This window comes from Cryobacterium sp. M91 (assembly GCF_002929615.1).
In the GTDB taxonomy this organism is placed as follows: domain Bacteria; phylum Actinomycetota; class Actinomycetes; order Actinomycetales; family Microbacteriaceae; genus Cryobacterium; species Cryobacterium levicorallinum.
Window position 1 is genome coordinate 1 of record NZ_PJJT01000075.1, and the last position, 26,032, is coordinate 26,032.

Genomic DNA, 26,032 nt, shown 5'->3' on the forward strand with positions numbered 1-26,032 from the left:
TACGGCTTTCCGCACCTTTGGGGTACGTATAGATACATTACGGCCAGACCACCCACCCGTCAAAACGCCCCCCACCCGGGCGTGTCGCAGCCCCGACACCCCCTCCCCCACCCAGCCGCAGGGCCGGCAACGCAGACCAGCTCACGCCGGTCGTATGGCAATCTCGACGAGCTCGATCAACGAAAAAGAGCGCGTTCCGCAGATCGCCCCGCGATGGCCGGGCAGCCGCGCAGCCGGGCCCACCGTATGAACGTGGACTCAGTTTCTAGACCGGGCCCCGTGCAGAAGTGAGGGCGGGGCCGGGCAGGTGGGGACGCTTACAGGAGGACTGAAGCATGGGAGCGGAATTGGAACTGCGGATGTCGGGGGCTTGCGGGAGACTGGGGACGTGAGCCGATCATCGAAGACGACGCAGCAGCATCCGCTTGAGCATCGCGCCTGGATTCTGCGTCTCGGGTTTCGGCGAAGCCTGCTGCGGCCGGAGGACACCGAGCGCAGCGAGCGCGTCACCTACATCGAGTTGTTTTTCGACCTTATTTTCGTCTTTGCTCTAACTCAGCTCTCGCGCTATTTGTATGCCAACCAGTCCTGGGTGGGTGCACTGGAGTCGATCATTCTCGTGCTCGCCCTGTGGTGGCTGTGGGTGTATACGACCTGGGTTACCAACTGGCTCGATCCGGCCAGGCTGCCGGTGCGCGGTGTCGTCATCGGCCTCTCCCTCGTGGGTCTCGTGATCAGTACCTCGATCTACGATTCCTTCGGTGACCAGGGGCTGATCTTCGCCATCGCGTATGTGGCCTTGCAACTCGGGCGCTCGGTGTTCATGGTGCTGGCCCTCGCCCGGCACGATCCGGCCCTGCACGCGACATTTTTGCGCATTCTGCTTTGGCTGTCGGCAGCCGGCGCCTTCTGGATCGTCGGGGCGCTGCTGCCGCTGACCTATCGCCTGCCGGCCTGGCTCATCGCCCTCGCCATCGAGTACGGGTCCGCGAGCCTCGGGTTTCGCGTTCCCGGGCTGAAAGCACCCGGTGTCGACGACTGGGATGTCTCCGGCCCGCATATTGCCGAGCGCAGCGCCCTGTTCGTGATCATCGCGATCGGCGAGTCCTTTTTGGTGACCGGGTTTGCATTTGTCGACCAGGAGGTATCCGCTTTGGGGATTGCCGGTCTGTTTCTCGCCTTTGTGAACGGCGTGGCCATGTGGTGGCTCTATTTCGATCACGGGGAGCGTGCCGGGAGCAAGGCAATCGCCGCGTCGAGCGAGCCGGGCCGCATCGCTCGACTCGCCTATACCTACGTGCACGCGATCGTCATCGCCGGAATCGTGCTGACCTCGGTCGCGGACAAATCAGTGCTCGAGCATCCGGAGGATGTGATGACGCTTCCGGTGGCCGTCACCCTGGTCGGTGGGCCGCTGTTCTACCTCGTCGGGCTGCTGCTGTTTCGCTGGATCGTCGCGCGCACCGTGCTCATGTCGCACGTCGTCGGAATTGCCGTGCTCGCCGTGGCCGGTGCGGCCGCCGCCCTCGTGACTCCGCTCGGGCTGGGCGTCGCGACCTCGGTCATTCTGGTTGCCGTGGCGGCGTGGGAGACGATCGCGCGCGTTCGCGCCGGCACCACAGACGACGACGCCGGTTGAATCACGCTAGTGCTGAGCGGATGCTGGGCCCACCTTACGAACGCGGGCCCAGTTTATAATCTGGGCTCAGGTTCCGGCCCCAGGCCCCGGACGAACTGGGGGGCAGGTGGGGCCGTTGGCCTCTAGTGCTCTCCTGGCGCGGCCGAGATACTGAGATGAGCGGCATTGCTGAATTTGACTGGAAGGCGCTCATGGGCTCTCTTACGTATGACCGAGTCATCGTGGAGATCGACGACCGCACCCTGGCACACCTGCAAATGGTGATCGTTCAGAAGCTGCGCCGCGGCGAGAGCTTTCTGCTGTCCTGGCGCGATTCCGCCGAGGTGGGGTCCGGGCGCAGTTCGATCTGGCTCAATCCCGCTATTCCGCTCTACTTCAAGTTCGTGGGAGGTCGGGCGGCCACCCTCAACCGCCAGTGGATCGAAGACCTGAGCCGTTCGGCCAACAGCGCCCAGGGACTGGTCGTAGTGAGCGAGGACGACTCCATGCCGGCCACTCCTCTGTCGCCGCGACCCAGGACCACCGTCACCGCCCGTCCGTCCACGCGCGGAACCACCGTGCCCCTGCCCGTGTAGCGAGCGGGCTCAATCACGACCGAGGGGCGCGCCCGACCGCGGACCGAGCTCACGACTGCGGGCCCGCGCTCGATGCGCGGGCCCGCCCGAATTCCCTGTTGGAAGTTAGTGCTTGGCAACCAGGGTGAGCACGTCGTAGGACGCGACCAGCTCGTCGTTCTGGTTGGTCAGCACGGCATCCCAGCGCACCTCGCCGTACTCGTCGGTCTCGCGCGGGGTGATCTGCTTCGCGGTGAGCGCGACGCGGATACTGTCACCGGGCGAGACCGGCGTGACGAAACGCAGGTTCTCGAGGCCGGAGTTCGCGAGTACCGGTCCGGGGGCCGGATCGACAAACAGGCCAGCGGCCCAGGAGACGAGCAGGTAGCCGTGGGCCACCCGGCCAGGGAAGAATGGGTTGGCTGCGGCGGCCGCTTCGTCCATGTGGGCGTAGAATGTGTCGCCGGTGAACTGGGCGAAGGTTTCGATGTCCTCGAGGGTCACCGTGCGCGAGTCCGAGACGATCTGATCGCCGATTACGAGCTCGGCCAGGCTCTTTCTGAACGGATGCGTGGAGCCGGCTCGCGCAGTCGCGCCCTGGTGCCAGATTCCGGTGATCGCCGTGAGCATCTCGGGTGAGCCCTGAATGGCGGTGCGCTGCATGTGGTGCAGCACCGCGCGGATGCCGCCGAGCTCTTCGCCGCCGCCGGCCCGGCCTGGGCCGCCGTGCACGAGCTGCGGCACCGGCGAACCGTGCCCGGTCGAGGTGCGGGCGTCGTCACGGTCGAGCACGAGCACCCGACCGTTGAAGGCCGAGATGCCGGTCATCAAGGCGACGGCCACTGACGGGTCGTGCGTGGCGATGCTGGTCACGAGCGATCCGCCGCCGCGCCGAACGAGGGCGATGGCCTCATCGATGGAGTCGTAGCCGAGCACGCTCGAGACCGGGCCAAAGGCCTCGACCTCGTGCACGGCGGCGGCCGACGCATCGTCGAAGCGCAGCAGCAGCGGCTCGACGAAAGCGCCGTCGGGAGCAAACCCGGTCGTGCCGTCCGCGTGCAGAACGGCGGGGGCATCCGTTTGGCCGACGACCAGCTTGCCGCCGGCCTCCTGCAGGCGAGCGACCTGCTTGAGCACCTCGAGGCGCTGGGCAGTGGAGGCGAGCGGTCCCATGGTCACGCCCTGGGCGCGCGGGTCTCCGAGCACGATGCGCTCGCTGATCCGTGCGTGCACGGCCGCGACCACGTCGTCCATCGCCGCGCGCGGCACGATGACCCTGCGGATCGCGGTGCACTTCTGGCCGGCCTTGACCGTCATTTCGGTGACGACCTGCTTGACGAACGCGTCGAATTCGGGGGTGCCCTTGGCCGCATCCGTTCCGAGGACGGAGGCGTTGATCGAGTCGGTCTCGTTGGTGAAGCGCACTCCCCCGGTCTGCACGGCGTCGCTCGCGCGCAGCTTCTCGGCGGTCGAGGCCGATCCGGTGAAAGCGACGAGGTCGCCGAGGCGCACGTCGTCGAACAGGGTCGGCACGCTGCCGGAGACGAGCTGCAGCGAGCCTTCCGGCAGCAGGCCGGATTCGGCGAGGATGCGCACGAAGGCCTCGGCAAGGTAGCCGGAGGGGGTCGCGGGCTTGACCAGGGTCGGCACGCCGGCCAGGAACGCCGGCGCGAACTTCTCCAGGGCACCCCAGACCGGAAAGTTGAAGGCGTTGATCTGCACGGCCACGCCGGGCAGGCGCGAGTAAATATGGCGGGCGATGAAGGAGCCGTCCTTGGAGAGCGGCTCGACCGGTCCGTCGACGTAGACACGGGCGTTGGGCAGTTCACGGCGGCCCTTGGAGGAGTAGCTGAACAGCACGCCGATTCCGCCGTCGATGTCGACCCAGGAGTCGACCTTGGTGGCGCCGGTCCGGCTGGAGAGCGCGTAGAGCTCCTGCTTGCGCTCGGTCAGCAGCAGCGCCATCTGCTTGAGCAGCACGGCACGCTGGTGAAACGTGAGCTCCCCGAGCGATTTTTGGCCGACCGTGCGCGCGTAGTGGAGCGCGGCGGCCAGATCGAGGCCGTGGGTGCTGACGCGGGTGACGACCTCGCCGGTCGAGGCGTCACAGACGTCGGTACCGATCGAGACATCGGTCGGGGTCCACCAGGCGCCCTGAACGTAGCTGGGCAGAATGGTCGTCATGGGCGCCTCCTTGGCGATGGGATGGGGTGCGTTTTCGAGGATGGGTCGCGTTGTCGGAATGGCGGTCTCGACAGGCTCGACCAACGGATTGGGTGCGTTTTCGAGAGTGCCTCGCGTGGTCGGGGCGGGCATCAGGCCTCGTCCCAGTGGTAGAAGCCCTGGCCGGACTTGCGGCCGAGCTTGCCCTCGGCTACAAGTTTGCGCAGCAGCGCCGGCGGTTCGAAGCGGGCGCCGAGCTGTTTGTGCAGGTATTCGGCGATTCCGAGCCGCACGTCGAGCCCGACCAGGTCGGTCAGTTTCAACGGTCCAACCGGATGCTTGTAGCCGAGCATCATGGCGGCGTCGATATCCGAGGCGCTCGCGACTCCCTCTTCGAGCATGCGGATGGCCTCGAGCCCGAGGGCCACTCCGAGCCGGGAGGAGGCGAATCCGGGGGCATCGCTGACGGTGATCGGAGTCTTGCCGAGGGCGGAGACCCAGCTTTGGGCATCCGCTACCAATTCAGCCGAGGTCGCGCTGCCGGTGACCAGTTCGACCAAGTTCGAGGCGGGAACCGGGTTGAAGAAATGCAGGCCGAGAAAGCGGGCCGGCCGTTTCAGCTCATAGGCGAGGTCGTCGATCGAGATCGATGAGGTGTTGCTGGCGAGCGCGGCGTCATCGGGAAGCTCTGCTTCGACCCTTTGCAGGGCGTCGACCTTCAGCGCGCGTATCTCGGGGACGGCCTCCACGACAAGTTCCCGGTCGCTGAACAGACCGAAGTCGGCGCCGACGGCGAGGCGGGCCTCGAGTTCGAGACGGGTTTCGCCGGTGGCCCCGCGGGCAATGCTCGCGTCGACGGCGCGCAGCACGCGCGCGCGCGCGGCATCTGCTTCGATGTCGTTGCGTTCAACCAGTACCACGCGGGCACCGGCCAGCAGGAAGGCGTGGGCAATGCCAGCGCCCATGCGCCCGCCGCCGAGCACGCCAACCCGGTCGGGCACGCCGTTTTCGCCGCGATCACCGAGTTCCAGTTCAGAAACAGACATCAGACATCCTCCACAGTGACGATTACGACGGCCGTGCCTTTCGACACTAGACCCGCTCCAGAATGAGGGCCGAGCCCTGGCCGACGCCGATGCACATCGTGGCGAGGCCATGCCCGGCATTTTCCCGTTCCATGCGGGCCAGCAGGGTCACGACCAGGCGCGCTCCGCTCGATCCCAGCGGATGCCCGAGCGCGATCGCCCCGCCATCCCGGTTGACGATCTCCTCATCGAAGCCGAGGCGACGGATGCAGGCGATGGACTGGGTGGCGAAGGCTTCGTTGAGCTCGATCGCCCCGAGGTCAGCGATGTCGAGGCCGCTGCGCTCGAGGGCACGCTGGGTGGCGACGACCGGGCCGAGGCCCATGATCTCGGGGGCCAGGCCGACGCTCGCGCCGACGACGACGCGGGCGCGCGGAGTCAGGCCGTACTTTTTCACGGCCTCACCGCTCGCGACCAGAATCGCCGAGGAGCCGTCGTTGAGCGAGCTCGCGTTGCCGGCTGTGACGACGGAGCCGCCCGCGACGATGGGGCGCAGGGCGGCGAGGCCCTCGAGGGTGGTGTCCCGGCGCAGGCCCTCATCGACGAGTACCTCGCCCTTTTTGGTGGGCACGCCGACGATTTCGTCAACGAAGTGGCCAGCATCGATCGCGGCAGCGGCGCGCTGATGGCTGCGGAGGGCGAAGGCATCCGCTTCTAAGCGGGTAATGCCGTCGAGTCGGGCGACCTCCTCGGCCGTCTCCGACATGGAGAAGGTGGCCTTGTCTCGGGCGGCGAGTTTGGGGTTGACGAACCGCCAGCCGATGGAGGTGTCGAACTGGGCGCCGGGCTTGGCCCAGGGGCGCTCGGGTTTGGCCTGCACCCAAGGTGCGCGGGTCATGGATTCGACTCCGCCGGCGATCATGAGGTCGGCGTCGCCGGCGCGGATCGCCTGGGCGGCCATCGTGATGGCGGACATTCCGGAGGCGCAGAGCCGGTTGACGGTAATTCCGGGCACGTGGTCGGGCAGCCCGGCGAGCAGCCCTGCCATGCGGGCGACGTTGCGGTTATCTTCGCCGGCCTGGGTGGCGGCGCCGAAGATGATCTCCTCGATCAGGCCGGGGTCGATTTCGGCGCGGCGTACGACCTCGCCGACGACGAGCGCGGCGAGGTCGTCGGGACGAACCGTGGCCAACGCTCCGCCGTAGCGGCCTACGGGGGTGCGTGCTCCTCCAACGAGGTAGGCCTCGGCCATATTCTCTCCTGACGACGGTGTCTGCGTGTGGCTGTAGGTGGCTGTAGGTGGCTGTAGGTGGCTGCGGAAACGATTGCCAACTTACCGATCGTTCGGAAAGTAATTCTGGCAGACGCGGCCGGGTTCGCACAACCCGCTGGGCGCCGGGCGCGAAAAAGGGGCACCCGCCGGTTGGCGAGTGCCCCTTTTAGTTCAAACGGATGCTAGATGTTGGCGAGTTCGCGTACAGCCGCGTCACCGGGGGTGGCGGAGGTGTAGCTCGCGTCAATCTCGGCACGGTCGAGCAGCTCGTCCATGCGGCGCTTGCGCTGCTTGGGGATGAGCGTCACGACGGTTCCGGTCTTGCCCGCGCGGCCGGTCCGGCCGGCACGGTGCAGGTACGTCTTGTACTCGTCGGGGGCGTCGGCCTGGATGACCAGGTCGATGTCGTCAACGTGGATTCCGCGAGCAGCGACATCCGTTGCTACGAGCACGTTGACCCGGCCACTCGTGAGCATCTGCAGGTTACGGGTACGACGGGCCTGGTTGAGGTCACCGTGCAGGCTGGTGGCCTTGACTCCGGCGTCTTCGAGCTGGTCGGCGAGCTGCTCAGCGTAGGCCCGGGTGCGGCTGAAGATGAGCGTCTTGCCCTCACGGTTGACGAGCTCTTCGATGATGCGGCTCTTGTCGCGGTGTTCGATGACGAGCACGCGGTGGTCGATCGTGGAGGACGCCTGGTCTTCGCCGGCAACCTCGTGCACGGCCGGGTTGGTCAGGAATTCCTTGACCAGCGAGGCAACACCCTTGTCGAGGGTGGCGGAGAAGAGCAACTTCTGGCCGCCGGTCTTGGTCTGACGCAGGATGCGCTGCACGGGCTCGAGGAATCCGAGGTCACACATGTAGTCGGCCTCGTCGAGCACGGTGATAACGACTTCGCTCAGGTCAAGGCGACCCTGGTCGATGAGGTCTTCGATGCGTCCGGCGGTGCCAACGATGATGTCGACGCCGCGCTGGAGGGCGCTCACCTGACGGTACTGCGGAACTCCGCCGTAGATCTGGGTGGTGAAGAGGCCGACGCTGCGGGCGATGGGCTGCACGGTGCGGTCAATCTGCAGCGCGAGCTCACGGGTCGGGGCCAGGATGAGCGCGCGCGGCTTACGTGCGTGCTTGCGGTCCTTGGCGCCGTTGTTCTCCATGAGCTTTTCAACCAAGGGAGCAGCGAAGGCGATGGTCTTGCCGGATCCGGTCTTGCCACGGCCGAGCACATCGCGACCGGCGAGAACGTCGGGGATGGTCGCGGCCTGGATCGGGAACGGGGCCGGAGCGCCGAGGGTGGCGAGCTCGCGAACGATGTTCTCGCCGAGGCCGAGGTCGCCGAAGGTTACGCCGACAACGTCGGACGCGGTCGTTGCAATGGCTTCGAGACGCTCGAGGACGACGTCTTCGCCACCGGCGAAGGTGGGCTTGACCCCCTCTTCGCTGCGCTTCGGGTAGAACTTGCTGTCGCCGTCGCTGGGACGGTCGTTGCCGAAGTCGCGACGGGGCGGGCGGTCATCGTTGGAGCGGCGCGGGGCGCGGTCTCCATACGAGGGGCGCTCGGTACGAGCCGGACGGTCATTGTTGTAGGCCGGACGATCGGTTCGCGGAGCACGGTCACCATAGGACGGACGCTCGGTACGGGGAGCGCTGTTGCGGTCACCATAGGAGGGACGTTCGGTACGAGCCGGACGGTCGTTGTTGTAAGCCGGACGATCGGTTCGCGGAGCACGGTCACCATAGGACGGGCGGTCGTTGTTGTAGGCCGGACGCTCGGTACGCGGAGCACGGTCACCGTAGGAGGGACGGTCGTTGTTGTAGGCCGGACGGTCGGTGCGCGGAGCACGGTCACCGTAGGACGGTCGGTCGTTGTTGTCGGCCGGACGCTCGGTACGCGGAGCACGGTCACCATAGGACGGACGCTCCGTACGGGGAGCGCTGTTGCGGTCACCATACGACGGACGGTCGTTGTTGTAGGACGGACGGTCGGTACGCGGAGGACGGTCACCATAGGAGGGACGCTCGGTGCGAGCCGGACGGTCGTTATTGTAGGTCGGGCGCTCGTTGCGCTCGGTGTTGGTGCGGCCGCCGTTTTCGGGGCGAACGGAACGCGAGCCGTAGGCCGGACGTTCGCTCGAGGGACGCTCGTTCGAGCGCGCGGCACGCTCGTCTGCATTCCAGCGCTGCTTCTTGGGGGCACCCTCGTCAGCGCGGTATCCGCGGTGTCCGGGGCTCTTGCTTCCCGCGTTGTTGGAACCACCGTGGCCCGATCCGCCCTTGGAGGCGTACTTGGGATCGAAGTTCTTACCGCCACGACCGACGGTGGAGTTGTGCGAATTGCCTTGAGGCATAAAGATATCTCTGGGTTGTGTTCAGTACATGGCAGAACAACATCGCACACGCGACGTAACTGAGAACCCGAGCAATCTGTGGTCGGGGCCGTTCACATACAGTGATTTTTCACCAGCGGATTACTGGGAAACCGGCCCAACTTGACTTACAAACCCATCCGCGCACAGCGCGGTGTCAAGAGCCGACCTGTTGACGTTACCCTATGCCTCCTGAAAAGTCACGCAGATAGGTATACATTGCCTCGATCTATTCTGAGGACATGACCATTTCGATCAGTATCGAGCCGCCGCGGCAGGCCGACGTTGAGGCACTGTTGACCGCCGGCACCGTCTTCGCGCACTCCCTCTACCCGGAGGAGAGCAGCTTTCTGCTCAGCACCGACCAGCTCGAACGCCCGGGCGTTGCCGTCTACGTGGCCAGGAACGAAGACGGCGCAGCCTGCGGCATGGCCGCCCTGGTTCTACTCGGCGCCGAGCTGACTGCCGAGCTGAAGCGACTGTTCGTTTACGACGAAGTTCGGGGGCGCGGCATAGCCGGCCGCCTGCTCGACCGCATCGAAGCGGATGCCGCTGGCCGCGGTATCCGCTCTCTCGCATTGGAAACCGGCCCACTGCAACACGCGGCTATGGCGCTGTACCGCGGTCGCGGCTACGAACAGATCGACTTGTTCGGCCAGTACGTCGGCGAAGAGTTCAGCGTCTGCTTCGCCAAGAGCCTGTAACTCAGGCGGCGCTTTCGAGCGCCCAGGCGGGGAACGGGTCGGCCAGGGTGTTCCAGAACATGGGTCCGGCGAGAAATTCAGCGTCGGTGAGCAGGCAGGCATCGAGGTTGGCGCTGAGTAGACGGGCGTTGAGGTCACGTCCGAAGAAGGCGATCTCCTGGCCTAGCGGTGAATCCGGGTCATGGCTCTGCATGCCGGTCGGTTCGAAGGTGATCGTGGGGCCGGCACTGCTCCACGAGCCGACCGTCGACGGCCGAGTGGCGAGGCGAAACAGGCCACGGGAACGCAGGATCTCACCCGACTCCTCGGCGCGGTCACGAAAGAATTCGGCCAGGCGCAGCGGATGGAACGGGCGCACGTCACGGTAGACGACACAGATCAGCCCCTGCGGACTGCGTGAGAGCAGGGCGTCACCGTTGAGCTGGCGTACCCAGCCGGGACTGCATTGCAGCCAGGCGAACATGTCCCGGCGTGGCACCGGCCAACCCTCGGCACTGCCGCGGCCGTGTTCGGCAAACACGACGTGACTGGCCGGGTTGAGCAGGCGCACGAAGTCCCGAATATCGGCAGCGTCGCGGGCGTGCACGAGGTCGGTCTTATTGATCACGACGATGCTGGCCCACTCGACCTGCTCGATCAATACGTCGCCGACGGTGCGGTCGGGATCGTCGTGGGTATCGGAGAAGTTGACGTCGTGTTCTTCCGGGACCGGCGCGGGGGCTTCGCTGCGCAGGTCGGCCCAGAATCGCTCGGCATCGAGCACGGTGATGAGGTCACCGAGCCGCACCGCATGCCCATTCGCCAGCCGCTCCGGAGAGTCGCCGGTCTCAACGAGGGAACTGGCAATTTCCAGCGGGCCCACCGCGGTTGGCGCTTCGACGAAGACATCAATGGCGCACGCCTCCCCCCGGCCGACCGGCACCGCGTCGGCAACCTCGGTGAGCACCGTGCGCAGGGCATCGGACACGGAGGTGGCCAGGGCGAATGGCTGCCGCCCGAGGGTCAGGGCCACCGAGGATTTACCGGCGCCGGCCAGGCCGCTCACCACATTCACCCGAAGATACGTTTCTATCTGCATGCCTGTTAGTCTAATTGACATTCGTTCTCAATAAGCAATGGAGAAATAAATGAAGGTACGCAATTCCCTCAAGGCGCTCAAGAAGGTTCCGGGATCGCAAATCGTGCGGCGCCGCGGTCGCACCTTTGTGATCAACAAGCTCAACCCCCGCGCGAAGGCCCGCCAGGGCTAGCCCGTCGCAGCCCCTGCAGGCGGAACCGGGCTCGTGGCACTCGTTGTAGACCGAGGCACCAAATGGAACGAGTGTCCGCATCTCTAAAAAGTGCCGCGAGGCTCGGCGTGAGGCGCGGCGCGGGCGTTAGCGCGGGCGGCCACCGATGCGGCGGGACAGCTCGGCGGCCGTCGCCGCCACGGTTGCAGCGAGCGCCGGCCAGTAGTCGTCCGGGATGCGGTCGTGCGCAAAGGTCACCGCGATCGCGGCAGCGGGCCACCCCGCATGATCGCGTACGGCGAGCGCGACCGAGGCGATGCCCGGCGTGATTTCGCCATTTTCGGTGGCGTAGGTATCGGTTCGCACTCGATCGAGTACCGCCCGCAACTCAAGCCGGGAGCGCGGGCCCCGGCCGTCGCGCTGCTCGAGCGCGGCCTGGCTGGGGTACAGCGCGCGCAATTGGGCCGCCGGAAGCGCCGCCAGCAGGGCGCGACCGCTCGCCGTGAGGTGCGCTGGCAGCCGCACGCCGACGTCGGAAACGAGCGAGGGGCGGTGCGCGGCGCGCTCTTCGACCAGGTAGATCACGTCGCGGCCGTGCAGCACCACGAGGTGCGCACTCTCCCCCAGCCGGTCGACAAGCTGGGCAATCAACGGGCGACCGAGCCGGGAGAGTGGCTCCTGGCGGCTGAATCCCGTGCTCAGCTCGAAGGCGGCGATGCCGAGTCCGTAGCGGTGTTCCTCGGGCAGGTGCACGACGAACCCCTGCCCCACGAGCACATCGAGCAGCTGGTAGACGGTCGAGCGCGGCAAGCCAAGAGCGCTGGCCACGGCGGCCGCCGGTGTCGGTCCGCGCTGCGCAGCGAGGTGAGTCAGCACGCGCAGCGTGCTTTCGGCGGCCGGAACCTTCGATGCGGTCGCCATGGCGTTCCTCTCACGTTCTCGCCGAGCGGCTGCCACTTCGAGTCGAAGAAAATGCTGCCGCGTTCGTTCAGGGCGATTGCTTTGTGTCCGGTATCCCGGACACGAAGCAGCATAGCGCCCTATCGCCTGGGGCCCTGGGGGTGTCGAATCGAACCATGACCCTCACGACCACGCCTCAGACTTCCGCATCCGCGCACGACCAGAGCGGGGCATCCGTAATCGCAGCCACCGTTGTCGTCGGAACCGGCGCCCTTTCCTTCGCCGACGTGATCGCCGTCGCGAGGCACAATGCGCGCGTCAGCCTCGATCCGACCAGCCTCCAGCAAGTGGCAGCGACCCGCACCATCATCGATGCCCTCGCGGCTGACACCGAACCGCACTACGGGATCTCGACCGGTTTCGGCGCCCTCGCGACGACGTTCATCACCTCCGACCGGCGCGCGCAGCTGCAGGCGAGCCTGGTGCGCTCGCACGCCGCCGGCAGCGGCCCCGAAGTGGAACGCGAGGTCGTACGCGCCCTCATGCTGCTGCGGCTTTCGACGCTGATGACCGGGCGAACCGGCGTGCGCCCGGCCACCGCCGAGACCTACGCGGCCGTGCTCAACGCGCAAATAACCCCGGTCGTGCACGAATACGGCTCGCTCGGCTGCTCCGGCGACCTCGCGCCGCTCGCCCACTGCGCGCTCGTCGTGATGGGCGAGGGGCAGGCGCGCGATGCCAGCGGCGCCCTGCTCGGCGGCGGTGACGCCCTCGCCACAGCCGGCATCAGGCCGGTCGTGCTCGCCGAAAAAGAAGGCCTCGCCCTGATCAACGGCACCGACGGCATGCTCGGCATGCTCGTGCTCGCCCTCGACGACCTGGCCCGCCTGCTCGTGACTGCCGACATCGCCGCGGCGATGAGTGTCGAGGCTCTGCTCGGAACGGATGCTGTCTTCGCGGCGGATCTGCAGCAACTGCGGCCCCAGCTCGGCCAGACCGACAGCGCCGCCAACCTGCGCCGACTGCTGCAGGGCTCCCCGCTCGTCGCGAGCCACGCCGGCCCCGAGGATCCCTCGGTGCAAGACGCCTACTCGTTGCGTTGCGCCCCGCAGGTGCACGGCGCCGCACGCGACACCGCCACCCACGCCGCCCTCGTGGCCGGCCGCGAGCTGGACAGCGCCATCGACAACCCGGTTGTCACGGTCGACGGCCGAGTTCTGTCGAACGGCAACTTTCACGGCGCCCCGCTCGGCTACGTGCTCGATTTTCTCGCCATTGCCGCAGCAGATGTCGCGAGCATGAGTGAGCGACGCACCGACCGTCACCTCGATGGGAGCCGCAGCAAGGGCCTGCCGCGGTTCCTCGCGCACGAGGTAGGCGTGGACTCCGGGCTCATGATCGCCCAATACACAGCGGCCGGGATCGTGTCGGAGCTCAAACGGCTGGCGGTGCCGGCATCCGTTGATTCGATTCCCTCGTCGGCGATGCAGGAAGACCACGTCTCGATGGGTTGGCATGCGGCCCGCAAGCTGCGCCGTTCGCTCGACGGGCTCGGCCGGGTGCTCGCGATCGAGATCATGACGGCGGCGCGCTCGCTCGATCTGCGGGCACCGCTTGAGCCGGGCGCCGCGACCGGAGCGGTACGCGACCTCGTGCGCACCGTGGCCGCCGGTCCCGGCCACGATCGCTTTCTCTCCCCCGAAATTGAGGGCGTCGTGGCGCTCGTCGCTTCGGGGGCAGTGCGCGCGGCCGCGGAATGCGAAGCGCCCGAGTTGGTCTAGTGCGAACCGCACCTTATAGGCACCTTGGACTGCTCGTTTGACCCGTTGTGAGCGTGGGGCTGGCGTGCCATACTGTCGCCACGCCAGCCCGCCCGCCCGCGTTAGTCCATACCCGAATGGATCAGGTTTGCCGATGTTCTTAGCCCCAAGTCACGGTCCCGCTACGCTTCTCCTGCGAGCACGGCAGCGGGCCGCGACACATCGCAGGCCAGGCGGCCCGCTGGCGATCATTATCGTGACCGCGCTGCTCCTCTTCGGCGCCCCGGTCGCGGCGAGCGCCGGTGAACTTCCAGCCGGTTCGACCGGCACGTCCACGCCGACCGTGACCGCGAACCCGGAACCGAGCGCTGAACCGACCGCCGAACCAACCAGCAGCCCGACGCCCACGCCGACGGCAGAACCGACCGCGGAGCCCACTCCCGCGCCCACGACCGAAGCGACCCCCGAACCGACGCCGACGCCGGAACCCACGACTGAGCCCACCGCCGAACCGACCCCGGAACCGAACAACGAACCAGTTCCCGAGCCGACAGACGGACCGATCCCGCCCGTTGTCGATCTCCCCGATCCACCCAAGGTAGCGCCGACTCCCAGCGACACTGGCATCGAGGCGCAGGCGGCAGCCCAGGCAGCGGCCGCAGTCGTTCGCGCGACAGCCGCAACCGCCCTCGCCGAGAGTCAGGCGGCCGCGCAGCGAGCATCCGCTCAACAAGACTCGACACAAAGAGCCGCAGCGTTGGCCCTGGCGCTCACCCGGTCACAGTCAACGGAGGCGGTGCGGGCCACCGCCCAGCGTACGCTCGAGTCGACGCAGGCGAGTCAGACGCTCGCGCGCGGTCGCTCCGCACTGGTGCACCGGCTCGCCGTGGAGGCCACGCAGCAAGCCGCCGACTCCAAACGAAGCTTTGCCGTGCTCGCGCGCAAAGTGGCGCAGCAGCAATCCGGCGCTGTCGTGACCGAGGTCTTCCTCGGCGGTAATTCCCTCGGCAACGTGCTCGACCAGCTCAGCACACTCGACCAGCTGGATCATGTCACCGACAATATCGAGACGATTCAGGCCCGCGCCGAGGCCGACGAAGCCCGAGCGCAGCGGCTGAACGAGCAAGATACCGAGACCCGTGCTGCCGCGAGCGGCCTGTCGGTCGACGCGAGCCGGGCCGCGCTCGACGCTGCCCAAAACGACGTCGAAGCTGCCGGCCTGGCTCTGGTAAACGCCGCAGCTCAGGCCGCGAGTGCCGCTGCCGGCCTGTCCGGACTGGACCTGCGTCCGATCACTCCAACCGACTACGGCCAGCTGAGCGATCAGGGCTGGGCAAATCCAGCTAGCGGCCCCACAACGGATGTCTACGGGCCCAGGCCGGTCCGCCCCCTCCCCGGGGTGGGCGCGTTCCACTACGGCACCGATATTGGAGCGGGTTGCCTGGCACCGGTCTTCGCGGCCACCTCCGGCATTGTGCGCGCCGCCGGAGCGGTCGGCAGCTACGGCAACTGGATCCTGATCGACCACGGCGAAGGAGTGCAGACCGGCTACGCCCATTTGGCCGACGATGAGACCCTGGTCGATGTCGGCGATCGGGTCGGCGCCGGCCAACAGATCGGACGGGTCGGCAGCACCGGCCTGTCCACCGGCTGTCACACCCACGTCGAGGTTCGGGTTGACGGCGTAAGGATCGACCCCCAGCCGTTCTTCCTCAACCGCGGAATCATCCTCGGCGGTTGAGCCCCGCAGGGACCGGTGGCCGACGTGGGCACCGAGCGGCATTTAGACTGAATTCTCGTGACTCGTCGTGTGATTCAACTGCTGATTGGCCTGTTCCTCTACGGAATCGGCATCGCGTTGATCGTGCGCGCCGCCATCGGCGTCGCCCCATGGGACGTTCTCGCCCAGGGCATCGACAACCACACGCACCTCGGGTTCGGGCTGATCACGATTCTGCTGAGCGGTGTCGTACTCCTGCTCTGGATCCCCATCCGCCAGAAGCCCGGTGCCGGCACTCTGCTCAACGCGCTGCTCGTTGGCCCGTCAGCTGATGTTGGCCTGTGGCTCATTCCGGCCGACCTCGACCTCTGGGCCCGCATCCTCCTGTTCGCCGCGGGACTCCTGCTGATCGCCGTCGCCACCGGCCTCTATATCGGGGCACACTTCGGCCCCGGCCCGCGCGACGGCCTGATGACCGGGCTGCACCAGCGCACCGGCTGGAAGATCTGGATCGTGCGCACCGGCATCGAGGTGATCGTGCTCGGCATCGGCTGGGTGCTCGGCGGCAACGTGGGAATCGGCACCGTGCTGTTCGCCGTCTTGATCGGCCCCCTCTGCCAGCGCACGATCCCCTTCTTCGCAGTCCGCCGCCCCGCGGCCGTCTCGCCGGCGCCCGATCCCGATGCCGAGCGCGTTGCCGGGTAGCTACTGCGCGGTGCGTTAAGCCCTCGTGTCGGTGCCGAGAGGTAGCGTTCAACGCATGGCAACATGGCGAGAAATTGAAGCGGATGCTCCGCAGTTCGCAGCGCGGGTACGCTCACGATTCGACGCGGGCACCAACAAGACAATGGCCTCCCTGCGCCGGAATGGTGCCCCGCGGATCAGCGGCACCGAACTCGTGATCAACAACGGGCGCATCACTTTGGGCATGATGCCCCATTCGCTCAAGCTGCACGATGTGCTGCGGGACCCGCGGGTGGCCATCCACTCGCCAACCCTCGAGCCGCCAGTCGGGCAGCCGTCGGAGTGGGCCGGCGACGCGAAACTGGCCGGGGTACTGGTGGTGACCGAGCCGGAACCGACCGATCCGCCGGATACATCCAGTTTCGAGCTGCACGTACACGAGGTCGTGCTCACCTACATAGACTCCGACAACACGCATCTGGTCATCGAATCGTGGCACGAGGGCCGGGGGTGGGAGCGAATCAGCCGACTGTAGGCCCGCAAAACTCGGTGATCGTGCCCTCAAGAATCTCGGCGAGCGCGCGCACCGACTGCGCGTCGACCCATTCCGTGTCGGCGTGCAGGCCTTCACCGTCGGCACCGAACACCACACACGGAATACCGGCTTCGAGAATAAGCCCGGCGTCGGTCCAGAAAGGTTCGCCGCGCGTTTTCGCCGGGGCGCCGAGCACCCGCTCGGCATTGCCACTAAGCGCGCGCAGGATCGGCCAGTGCGGCTCGGCCTCAAAGGCAGCCCGCGCCACCAGCCGGGTCAGCTCAAACCGAAACTGCGGCTCCGTGCGCGCCAGCTCGGTGAACAGTGCCCGCAGCTCGGAGTCGACGCGCTCCGGGGACTCGCCGGGCAGCATCCGTCGTTCCAGGGTGAGCACGCAGCGGGCCGCGACCGTGGCGGCATCGTCACCACCGACAATCTTCGACACCCGCACGGCACCGTGGCCGAGTGTAACATGCGCCGGGGCCGAGTTCAGCTGCTGCCGCAGCTCGTCGAGGGCACGCAGCGCGAGCCCGGCATGCCAGATGGCATCCACGCCGAGCTCCGGCTGCGATCCGTGCGCGGCCAGGCCGGTCAGGCAGAGCTCGAACCAGGCGAATCCGCGGTGCGCTGTGGTCAGTTCCAGGCTGCTCGGCTCGATCACGAGGGCGGCATCGGCGCTCAATGTGCGCAGCACCTCTTCCGTTCCGATGCTGCCGAATTCTTCGTCGGCGACCAGCGTCACGATCACATCCCCGGCCAGCCCGACAGCGGATGCCCGCGCTGCCGCCACGAGGATGGCCGCGAGCCCGCTCTTGGTGTCGACGGCCCCACGCCCGTACACCCGGCCGGCGCGAAGGTCGCCGCTGAACGGATCGCCCGCGTAGGTGGCGACGCCGACCGTGTCGAGGTGGGCGTTGAGCATGAGCGAGCGTCCGCCGCCGGTGCCGCGTTTGATGCCGACGACCGAGGGCCGTCCGGGAACCTGCTCGAGCAGGGTGACCTGAAAACCCTGCCCGAGCAGCCATTCACTGCACCAGATTGCGATCTGGGCTTCACCCGCCGCTCCGGGAACCAGGTCAGGATTGACCGAATCGATGCGCACGAGGTGCTGCAAGATCGCGACCGGGTCGCTGGGAAAACGCTTCATCCCTCGAATCTAGGCCCTCCCCGCGAGAGCGGGAAAATCGCTGCCTCCGGGGTGCCGAAGCAGCACTTTTTCCGCTCTCGTTAAATTGAGAGGTGCTCTGGGTAGGGTGCAGCATGGGTACTAGATCGCGGTGGGGGCTGATTCCGGCGGCGCTGGTGAGCGCATCCGCTGTGCTGCTGTTTGCGCTGCGGATGCCGGTGGCCGGCTATGGCGTGCTGGCGGCGGCCCTGGCGCTCGCGTTCCTGATCAATCGGGCGCTGTTTCGCGATCTGTTGCTGATTGCCGTTGGGCTGGGGATCATCAGCACCATCTCGGTTGAGGCGAACATCAGCTACCCGAATATCGCCCTGATGGGCACGGTGCTCAGCCTGTCGGTGCTCGTGCCGTATCTGCTCTCGCGGTACTACTTCAAGGACCACGCGATCCGGTTTCCGATTCGCACCGGGCAACGCTGGACCCGGCTCGAACGCGCCTACCTGCCACTCGTAGTGCTGCTCGGGTACCTGATTCTGCCGAGCTACTTCATCGGAAGCGGCGCGTACCAGAATTGGCCAGCGGTGACCGCTCCCGATGAGATTGCCCGGCTGTTCGTGGGTGTGGGCTTCGTGGGGATCTGGGACGAACTGTTCTTCATCTGCGTCACCTTCACCCTGCTGCGGCGGCACTTTGCCGATTGGCAGGCCAATATTTTGCAGGCCGTGATCTTCTCGTCGTTCCTCTGGGAGCTCGGCTACCAGGCCTGGGGGCCGCTGCTGACCGTGCCGTTCGCTCTGCTGCAGGGCTACACCTTTGCCCGCACTCGCTCGCTCACCTACGTGGTCTGCGTGCACCTGCTGTTCGACGTCGTGGTGTTCGCCGTGCTGGTACACGCCCACAATCGCCAGTGGCTGGATATTTTTCTGTACTGATTGCAACTTTCAGGAACGCGATATATCGTGTCTTTCAACACACGCGATATAACGCGAGTTCATGCTCCTGAAAGGACAACCCAGTGTCATTGGAAAAATGGCTGGTCACCCCCGGGCAGACCAAAATCATCGATGTCGAATTGGTGCGCAAGCTCAAGGTCAGTCTGATCGGCGGCACGGTCGACATCATCGGCCACGACGAACCCGGCGCCCGCATTGAAGTGCACGGCGTCTCCGGCAAAGACCTGAAGATCTCGATGGACGGCGACCGCCTCGAAATCGACCATCCCCAGTTGCGCTGGGATAACTTTCTCGAGGTGTTCACCTCGTTCCGCGGCACCGCCCGCGCCGAGGTGAGCGTACTGGTCCCGCGCGACGTCGCCCTGCGCTTCGGTGTCGTCTCGGCGGATGCCCTCGTGTCCGGACTGCGCAATGACGCCAAACTCAGCACCGTCTCCGGCGATGTCGTAATCGATGACGTCGAGGGTGACCTCGAACTCAACGCGGTTAACGGCGAAATCTCGGTGCGCAACCATGTCGGAGCACTGGCCGTGCACACCGTATCGGGCGATATCACGGCGAGCGGCAGCATCCGTCGTTTCACGCTCGACGGGGTCGCGAGCAACGTGTTTCTCGACCTGGCGGGCACACCAGACCAGATCGTGACGAACTCGGTCAGCGGCAACCTCACGGTGCGGCTCGAGCCGGGCGTCGCCGCGCGGTACCACCTCAACACCCTCTCCGGAACGCTGCAGCTCGACGACCAGACCGTGCGCACCGCGTTCGGCAAGGGCTACGAAGGCTCCACCGGCACGCTCGACGGCAGCTGGCTCGACCTGCGTGGTAATTCGGTGTCCGGCGATATCTCGGTCGTGCGGCGGGAGAGCGGCGGCAGCGCGCCGGGCGGTGCAGCGTCGATGAGTGCAGCATCATCTCAGGCACCATCCAGTCAAGCGGATGCCGCAGCGCCCGCCGCGGCCGACATCACCCAGGCAGACCCAGCATGAGCGCCATGTTCGCCCACGGAAGCCTGCGCCTCTACCTGCTGAGCCTGCTCGCCGAGCGGCCCCGACATGGCTACGAGCTGATTCAGGCGCTCAGCGACCGATTCGGCGGAACCTACAGCCCCAGCGCCGGAACGATCTACCCGCGCTTGGCCAAACTCGAGGAAGAGGGCCTGGTCACCAAGCAGGCCGACGGCCGCAAGACCGTCTACGAGATCACGGATGCCGGTCGCGCCGAGTTGCTCGCCCGTGACGGAGAACTCGGCGCGATCGAAGACGAGGTGACCGACTCGGTGCGGCGCCTCGCCGACCAGGTGCGCAGCCGCGTCAACTCCGCCATGAAGTCCCTGCGCGCCGACCTGGCCTCCGCGGCCCGGCAGGCCCGCGACGCGGGGTCGCCGGCTTCGCGCGGCTACGACGGCACGCCCGAGTCCTGGGATGCCCCGGATGCACCAACGGCGGCCGAGGCGCCATCGTCGACCAGCGACGAGACCTCCGCTCGCCTGGATTCACGTCTCGCCCTGCGCGAAGCCGACATGGTACTCAACGAGTTCCGGCAGCAGCTGCGCACAGACCTGCGCACGCAAGCGGCCCGCTCGGTTGTTCCGCCCGACACGGTGCCCACGCTGCGACGCCAGCTCGCCGACGTTCGCGCGAACATCCTCGCCACGCTGCACCCGTAGGCTTTTCGAGACCGCCAGCGCGAGTCGGTGGTGGTCTCGAAAAGCTCGACCAGCGGATGATTGTGCCGCCCAGGCCACCCACCCGCATCCGCTTAAAAAAGCGACCCGATTTGACAGGGGCCAGCTTAGGTGTAATGTCGTCCCTCGTGACACCCGAGGCGAACGCCCCAGTACCGGAAAGCCGATCACCCAAGCGGTGGATCATCGGCGATCCGCTCCCCACCGAGCAGTTGGACGGCCAGCTGCTACCCAAGCACCTCGCTCTTCCCATTTTTGCCAGCGACCCACTGTCGAGCGTGGCCTACGCGCCGCAAGAACTCCTGATGATTCTGACCCTCGGCGGGCTCGCCTTTTTGAGCTTCGCGCCGTGGGTCGCTGCAGTCGTCGTCATGCTTCTCATCGTTGTCGTGGCGTCGTATCGCCAGCTGATCAAGGCCTACCCATCTGGCGGCGGCGACTACGAGGTCGCCCACAAGAATCTGGGCGAAAAGGCTGGCCTGGTCGTCGCATCCGCTTTGCTCGTGGACTATGTGATGACCGTGGTCGTCTCGGTGGCCAGCGGCGTGGACAACATCATCTCCGCCATTCCCGCTCTCGCCCCGCTCCGCGTGGAGCTCGCGGTGATCTTCATCATTCTGCTCGCGGCGGTGAACCTCCGCGGCGTGCGCGAGTCGAGCAATGCCTTCGCTATTCCGACCTACCTCTTCATCGGCAGCGTGCTGCTCATGATCGTCGTCGGCCTCGGTCGGGCGCTGATGGGCGACGCCCCCGTCGCCGAGTCCGCCGGTTACGACGTGCAGGGCGAGAACCTCGCGCAGGCCGCGTTCATTCTGCTGCTGCTGCGCTCCTTCGCAAGCGGATGCTCCGCCCTCACCGGCGTCGAAGCGATCGCCAACGGGGTGCCGGCGTTCAAACACCCCAAGGTCAAGAACGCCCAGCGCACCCTGACGCTCATGGGTGGCATTGCCATCGTGTTGTTCGTAGGATTGACCGCCCTCGCGCTGATCTCCAAGGTGCACTACGCCGAGGCTCCCTGCGACCTGATCGGCTGGGCCGAGTGCGCCACTGCGCCCCAGCGCAGCCTCATCGCGCAGGTCGCCGCTGCCACGTTCGGCAACTTCTCGATCATGTTCTTCGTGCTGCAGGCAGCGACAGCAGCGGTGCTGTTGCTGGCCGCCAACACCGCGTTTAATGGCTTTCCGCTGCTCGGCTCCGTGCTCGCGCGCGACAAGTACGCACCGAAGTCGCTCAGCACCCGCGGCGACCGCCTGATCTACTCCAACGGTGTCGTGCTCCTGGCCCTGGCCGCCTGCGTGATCATGGTGGTTTACCGGGCCAACCTGACCGTGCTGATTCAGCTCTACATCATCGGCGTCTTCGTGTCATTTACTCTCGGCCAAACCGGCATGGTGCGGCACTGGCTGAAACTGCTCAAGAAGAATCCGCCGAACCGCGGGTCGATCATTCTGAGCCTGTCGATCAACGGTTTCGGCGCCGCGCTGACCGGTGTCGTGCTCATCGTTGTCACCATCACCAAGTTCACCCACGGCGCCTGGCTCGTGTTCGTGATGATGCCGGTGCTGTTCTTTCTCATGATGGGCGTCAACCGGTATTACCGAGACGTGGCCAAGGAGATCGAGGTCGACCCCGTCACCACGTTCGGTTCGCAGGGCGATCATGCCATCGTGCTGGTCGGCAAGATGCAGAAACCGGTGCTCAAGGCACTCGACTACGCGATCGCCGCCCGCCACGTGAGCCTCGAAGCCGTGCACGTCTCGATCGACACAGCCGAGACCAAAGAGCTCAAACGCGCCTGGGTGAAACAGAACATCCAGGTTCCGCTGCGCATCGTCGCCTCACCGTATCGCGACATCAGCTGGCCGCTGATCAGCTACATTCGGGGTCGCCGCGACGATCACGGCTCCGAGGTCATCACCGTGTACACGCCCATCTACATCGTCGGCCACTGGTGGGAGAACCTGCTGCACAACCACAAGGCCCGCCGACTGCGTCAGAAGCTGATGATGGTGCACGGCGTCACGATCGCCCTCGTGCCCTGGCTGCTCGACTCGTCTGAGCTCATCTATGGTCGCCGCTCGCGGCCGATCCCCGGCCAGGATCGACGCGGTGAGCCGGTGCGATCCCGCCCGGTGTCGCGCCGTCCGCTCGCACCGCCCACCGGAGCCCCCGACACGGCGACGAAGTCGAGCCCGGTCGTTGTGCCGTCGCAGTCTCGGCCGACGGCATCGCGTCGCCGGAAGCGCAAGTAGCGTCGGGCCGGCGCCCGGGACCAGCCAGCAGCATCCGCTCGCCATGATTTGCGCGACCAGGCCGGGCCGGAGAACCGATCCACTATCCATTCTTACGGTCTGACCGGCCCGTTTGATCTTTGAGCAGCGTCAGTGGGCGGGTAGGCCCGTCATGCTAAACTAAGCTCTAGTTTTTACACATTCCGTTCGGCAAATCCCGAGTGTCTCGCGACTCGCTCGGCCTGGCATCGTAAGGGGGTCACGCATGGGGCGCGGCCGTCAAAAAGCAAAGCACACCAAGGTAGCTCGGGAGCTGAAGTACTTTAGCCCGGATACCAACTACAACGCGCTCGAACGCGAGTTGACCGGGCATCCGTCCGATCCTCGGCTCGACGAAGACCTCGCCAAGTGGCCGGAGTATGAAGCGGACAAGGCCAAGAAGGCCACCGGTGGTGACACCGTTGATTCCGCTGACGATGACGACGACGATCCGGATGACGACGACCGTTACGTCGACCACTACGCCACCGAAGACGAGAAGAAGCGCGCCTAACGCCGCCAGCGGCCTCAGTCGCGATGCCTGGTGTATCCCGCGCTGCATGGGGTGCACGCCGGGTCGTGGTGCCATTTGTGGCACGCGCGCTCGGCGCGCCACGCGCGCGATCACCACGAGGCAGCCCGTGCAGCAACCGGCCACGCCGCTGCCGCCCCGCGAGTCACCGGGGCCCGGGCAACAAGCGACCGGGTGAGTGCCCCTGAGGCGGGAACCCTAGTTCGCGTAGGCGCCGACGAGACGCACGGCGCCGCCGTTGACGCCCTTGGCGCCCTGTTCGAACCCGGTCAGGTCGTGCTCGGCGCGCGAGACGCGGCCGGTGACCCAGGCGGGAATTTTGCTCAGAGCCAGCCGCGCGATGACCGATGAAGCGGATGCCGCATCCACGACCGCGAACATGCCGACTCCGAGGTTCCAGGTTCCTTCAGCGCTTTCGAGCGTTGACCCGGCCATGTCGCCGAGCACCCGGAACACGGGGGCGGGCGACCAGGTGGACCGGTCAACCTCGACCCAGGAGCCAACAGGCAGCACACGGGCGAGGTTGGCGGCGATGCCACCGCCGGTGACGTGGCTGAGTGAGTGGATGGCGCCGGCCAGCTCTGGGTCGCCGAGGACATCGAGCAGCGGGCCGGTGTACAGTCGGGTCGGTTCGAGCAGAACTTCGCCGACCACGCCGCCGAGTTCGGCGGAGGTATCGGTGTAGCCGATGCCGCGCTGGGCCAGAATATGGCGCACGAGCGAGTAGCCGTTGGAGTGCAGGCCGCTCGAGGCCATGGCGATGACGACGTCACCGGAGAGAACCTTGTCGGCGCCAAGCACCTGGTCGGCTTCGACGACGCCGGTGGCCGCTCCGGCCACGTCATAGTCGTCGGGGCCGAGCAGGCCGGGGTGTTCGGCGGTTTCGCCGCCGACGAGAGCCGTTCCGGTCTCGGAGCAGGCGCGGGCGATTCCGGCCACGATCGAGGCGATGCGCTCGGGCACGACCTTGCCGCAGGCGATGTAGTCGGTCATGAACAGCGGGCGGGCGCCGACCACGATGATGTCATCAACGACCATGCCGACGAGGTCCTGGCCGATGGTGTCGTGCTTGTCGATGGCCTGCGCGATGGCGACCTTGGTGCCGACGCCATCCGTTGAGGTGGCCAGCAGCGGCTGCCGAAACTTGGTGAGGAAAGACACGTCGAACAGTCCGGCGAAACCGCCGACCCCGCCCCAGACCTCGGGGCCGTGGGTCTTCGAGACGGCGGACTTCATGAGCTCGACCGCGAGGTCACCGGCTTGGGTATCGACTCCGGCCGCTGCATAAGACGCGTTGGAGATACTGGACGAGTTGTTGCTCATTCTGGTCTTCCCGGATCACCGAACGGTACCTGGCCCAGACGGGCGAGGGCTTCTTCTTGTCGTGCGGCGGGTGCCAGCACGGCTTCCAGATCGGAATCGGGACCCGGGTCGCATCCGTTTGATGCGGCCGGCCGCTCGAGCAGGTTCTTGCCGAGGTGTTGCGATTCGGGCAGCGCGATCGGGTACACGCCGGTGAAGCAGGCGGTGCAGAGACGCTCCCGCGGCTGCTCGGTGGCTTCGATCATGCCGTCTTCGGAGAGATAGCCGAGCGAGTCGGCGCCGATCGACTGGCGCACCTCGTCGACCTCGAGGCCGGTCGCGATGAGCTCGGCACGACTGGCAAAGTCGATGCCGTAGAAGCACGGCCAGGTGATCGGCGGGCTTGAGATGCGCACGTGCACCTCGGCGGCGCCGGCCTCCCGCAGCATGCTCACGAGCGCCCGCTGGGTGTTGCCGCGCACGATTGAGTCGTCGACCACGATGAGGCGCTTGCCCTTGATCACGTTCTTGAGCGGGTTCAACTTCAAACGGATGCCGCGCTGCCGGATGGTCTGCGACGGCGCGATGAAGGTGCGCCCGACGTAGGAATTCTTCACGAGACCCTGACCGAACGGAATGCCGGACGCCTGCGCGTAGCCGATGGCTGCCGGAGTGCCGGATTCCGGCGTGGGGATCACGAGATCGGCCTCGACCGGGTACTCCGCCGCGAGCTTGCGACCCATTTCGACCCGCGCCTCGTGCACACCACGACCAGCGATCGTGGTGTCGGGGCGGGCGAGGTAGACGTACTCGAAGACGCAGCCCTTGGGGTCGGCCTTGGCGAACCGCTGGGTGCGGAGCCCGTTCTCGTCGATCGTGATGAGCTCGCCGGGCTCGACTTCGCGCACGAAGCTCGCGCCGACAATGTCGAGGGCTGCGGTTTCGGAGGCGACGACCCAGCCGCGTTCGAGGCGGCCGAGCACGAGCGGGCGAACGCCCTGGGGATCGCGAGCGGCGTAGAGGGTGGTTTCGTCCATGAACACGAGGCAGTAGGCCCCACGCAGCCGCGGCAGCACCTCGAGCGCCGTGGCCTCGAGGGAGTGGTCGAGGTCGCCGGTGAGCAGGGCGGTGATCACTGCGGTGTCGGTGGTGTTGCCCCTGGCCAGCTCACCGTCGACCTTGGGGTAGCGTTCACGCACGAGTTCGAGTAGCTCAGCCGTGTTGGTGAGGTTGCCGTTGTGGCCGAGGGCCACCGTTCCGCTCGAGGTGCGGCCGAGGGTTGGCTGGGCATTCTGCCAGCTCGAGGACCCGGTCGTGGAATAGCGGGTGTGCCCGACGGCGATGTGCCCGAGCAGGGTACTCAGCGAGGCTTCGTTGAAGACCTGCGAGACCAATCCCATGTCTTTGTAGATGAGGATCTTACTGCCGTCACTCGTGGCGATTCCGGCCGATTCCTGGCCGCGGTGCTGCAGGGCGTAGAGGCCGAAGTAGCTGAGTTTGGCCACCTCTTCGCCGGGAGCCCAGACTCCGAAGACCCCACAAGCGTCTTGTGGGCCCTTCTCGTTGGGAAGAAGATCGTGATTTAACAGTCCGTCGCCACCGGGCAAGCCGCAGCCTCT

Annotated in this window: 22 protein-coding genes; 13 read left to right on the top strand and 9 right to left on the bottom strand. The window is 66.5% G+C overall.

The genetic code is table 11. The features are described from left to right. Positions 1–388 precede the first annotated feature (388 nt). Both CXY80_RS04660 and CXY80_RS04665 read left to right on the top strand, forming a co-directional pair. A complete protein-coding gene (locus CXY80_RS04660; protein WP_158251567.1) occupies positions 389–1,639 on the top strand; it encodes a low temperature requirement protein A in 1,251 nt (416 codons plus the stop codon). A 191-nt stretch (positions 1,640–1,830) separates the two neighbouring features. Further along, positions 1,831–2,214, top strand: coding sequence for an ATP-dependent DNA ligase (locus CXY80_RS04665; protein ID WP_233194987.1), 384 nt, complete (start codon positions 1,831–1,833; stop codon positions 2,212–2,214). A gap of 105 nt (positions 2,215–2,319) precedes the next feature. Here CXY80_RS04665 and paaZ read toward each other — a convergent pair whose 3' ends face one another. The 4 genes from paaZ to CXY80_RS04685 all read right to left on the bottom strand — a co-directional run bounded on the left by paaZ (position 2,320) and on the right by CXY80_RS04685 (position 8,999). Beyond that, positions 2,320–4,377: a phenylacetic acid degradation bifunctional protein PaaZ gene (paaZ, locus tag CXY80_RS04670; protein WP_104131828.1), complete on the bottom strand. Its 2,058-nt coding sequence runs from the start codon at positions 4,375–4,377 to the stop codon at positions 2,320–2,322. 131 nt (positions 4,378–4,508) lie between these two features. After that, a complete protein-coding gene (locus CXY80_RS04675; protein ID WP_092447861.1) occupies positions 4,509–5,402 on the bottom strand; it encodes a 3-hydroxyacyl-CoA dehydrogenase family protein in 894 nt (297 codons plus the stop codon). 46 nt (positions 5,403–5,448) lie between these two features. Beyond that, entirely contained in the window at positions 5,449–6,633 is a 1,185-nt protein-coding gene (locus CXY80_RS04680) for a thiolase family protein (RefSeq protein ID WP_092447862.1), read from the bottom strand. 203 nt (positions 6,634–6,836) lie between these two features. Continuing rightward, positions 6,837–8,999, bottom strand: a complete 2,163-nt coding sequence (locus tag CXY80_RS04685; protein ID WP_104131785.1) for a DEAD/DEAH box helicase — start codon at positions 8,997–8,999, stop codon at positions 6,837–6,839. 260 nt (positions 9,000–9,259) lie between these two features. On the opposite strand from CXY80_RS04685, the gene CXY80_RS04690 reads away from it, so the two are divergent. After that, the gene (locus CXY80_RS04690) at positions 9,260–9,721 is read left to right on the top strand and encodes a GNAT family N-acetyltransferase (RefSeq protein WP_104131786.1); all 462 of its coding nucleotides are present in this window, start codon (positions 9,260–9,262) and stop codon (positions 9,719–9,721) included. Between the two features lies 1 nt (position 9,722). Here CXY80_RS04690 and CXY80_RS04695 read toward each other — a convergent pair whose 3' ends face one another. Beyond that, entirely contained in the window at positions 9,723–10,799 is a 1,077-nt protein-coding gene (locus CXY80_RS04695; RefSeq protein WP_158251568.1) for a GTP-binding protein, read from the bottom strand. Positions 10,800–10,848: 49 nt separating this feature from the next. Between CXY80_RS04695 and ykgO the strand changes: the two genes are divergently transcribed. Further along, on the top strand, positions 10,849–10,971 hold the full coding sequence (gene ykgO / locus CXY80_RS04700; RefSeq protein WP_035839829.1) for a type B 50S ribosomal protein L36: 123 nt from the start codon (positions 10,849–10,851) through the stop codon (positions 10,969–10,971). A gap of 126 nt (positions 10,972–11,097) precedes the next feature. Here ykgO and CXY80_RS04705 read toward each other — a convergent pair whose 3' ends face one another. Then, a complete protein-coding gene (locus CXY80_RS04705) occupies positions 11,098–11,871 on the bottom strand; it encodes an IclR family transcriptional regulator (RefSeq protein ID WP_104131788.1) in 774 nt (257 codons plus the stop codon). A 155-nt stretch (positions 11,872–12,026) separates the two neighbouring features. Between CXY80_RS04705 and hutH the strand changes: the two genes are divergently transcribed. From hutH to CXY80_RS04725, 4 genes are all read left to right on the top strand, one after another. Next, a complete protein-coding gene (gene hutH, locus CXY80_RS04710) occupies positions 12,027–13,631 on the top strand; it encodes a histidine ammonia-lyase (RefSeq protein ID WP_104131789.1) in 1,605 nt (534 codons plus the stop codon). Positions 13,632–13,866: 235 nt separating this feature from the next. Then, positions 13,867–15,351 carry a M23 family metallopeptidase gene (locus CXY80_RS04715; protein ID WP_104131790.1) on the top strand — a complete coding sequence of 495 codons (1,485 nt, stop codon included), beginning with the start codon at positions 13,867–13,869 and terminating at the stop codon, positions 15,349–15,351. A 57-nt stretch (positions 15,352–15,408) separates the two neighbouring features. After that, the gene (locus CXY80_RS04720) at positions 15,409–16,035 is read left to right on the top strand and encodes a YitT family protein (protein ID WP_092447869.1); all 627 of its coding nucleotides are present in this window, start codon (positions 15,409–15,411) and stop codon (positions 16,033–16,035) included. A gap of 55 nt (positions 16,036–16,090) precedes the next feature. Then, positions 16,091–16,549 (top strand): pyridoxamine 5-phosphate oxidase, encoded by a 459-nt coding sequence (locus CXY80_RS04725; RefSeq protein ID WP_092447870.1) that lies wholly within the window; start codon positions 16,091–16,093, stop codon positions 16,547–16,549. On the opposite strand, the gene CXY80_RS04730 is transcribed toward CXY80_RS04725, so the two are convergent. After that, positions 16,536–17,696, bottom strand: coding sequence for a M20/M25/M40 family metallo-hydrolase (locus CXY80_RS04730; RefSeq protein WP_104131791.1), 1,161 nt, complete (start codon positions 17,694–17,696; stop codon positions 16,536–16,538). The genes CXY80_RS04725 and CXY80_RS04730 overlap by 14 nt on opposite strands. A gap of 113 nt (positions 17,697–17,809) precedes the next feature. On the opposite strand from CXY80_RS04730, the gene CXY80_RS04735 reads away from it, so the two are divergent. The 5 genes from CXY80_RS04735 (at position 17,810) to CXY80_RS04755 (ending at position 23,093) form a co-directional block, all read left to right on the top strand. Continuing rightward, the gene (locus tag CXY80_RS04735) at positions 17,810–18,604 is read left to right on the top strand and encodes a CPBP family intramembrane glutamic endopeptidase (protein WP_104131792.1); all 795 of its coding nucleotides are present in this window, start codon (positions 17,810–17,812) and stop codon (positions 18,602–18,604) included. 83 nt (positions 18,605–18,687) lie between these two features. Continuing rightward, positions 18,688–19,611, top strand: coding sequence for a DUF4097 family beta strand repeat-containing protein (locus tag CXY80_RS04740; RefSeq protein ID WP_104131793.1), 924 nt, complete (start codon positions 18,688–18,690; stop codon positions 19,609–19,611). Then, positions 19,608–20,291, top strand: a complete 684-nt coding sequence (locus tag CXY80_RS04745; RefSeq protein WP_092447874.1) for a PadR family transcriptional regulator — start codon at positions 19,608–19,610, stop codon at positions 20,289–20,291. Before CXY80_RS04740 ends, CXY80_RS04745 begins: the two co-directional genes overlap by 4 nt. A gap of 134 nt (positions 20,292–20,425) precedes the next feature. Then, a complete protein-coding gene (locus CXY80_RS04750; RefSeq protein WP_092447875.1) occupies positions 20,426–22,561 on the top strand; it encodes an APC family permease in 2,136 nt (711 codons plus the stop codon). A 244-nt stretch (positions 22,562–22,805) separates the two neighbouring features. Further along, positions 22,806–23,093, top strand: coding sequence for a DUF3073 domain-containing protein (locus tag CXY80_RS04755; RefSeq protein ID WP_092447876.1), 288 nt, complete (start codon positions 22,806–22,808; stop codon positions 23,091–23,093). 216 nt (positions 23,094–23,309) lie between these two features. On the opposite strand, the gene purM is transcribed toward CXY80_RS04755, so the two are convergent. Next, positions 23,310–24,434: a phosphoribosylformylglycinamidine cyclo-ligase gene (purM, locus tag CXY80_RS04760; RefSeq protein ID WP_092447877.1), complete on the bottom strand. Its 1,125-nt coding sequence runs from the start codon at positions 24,432–24,434 to the stop codon at positions 23,310–23,312. Next, a complete protein-coding gene (gene purF, locus CXY80_RS04765; RefSeq protein ID WP_104131794.1) occupies positions 24,431–26,020 on the bottom strand; it encodes an amidophosphoribosyltransferase in 1,590 nt (529 codons plus the stop codon). Before purF ends, purM begins: the two co-directional genes overlap by 4 nt. Between the last annotated feature and the right edge of the window lie 12 nt (positions 26,021–26,032).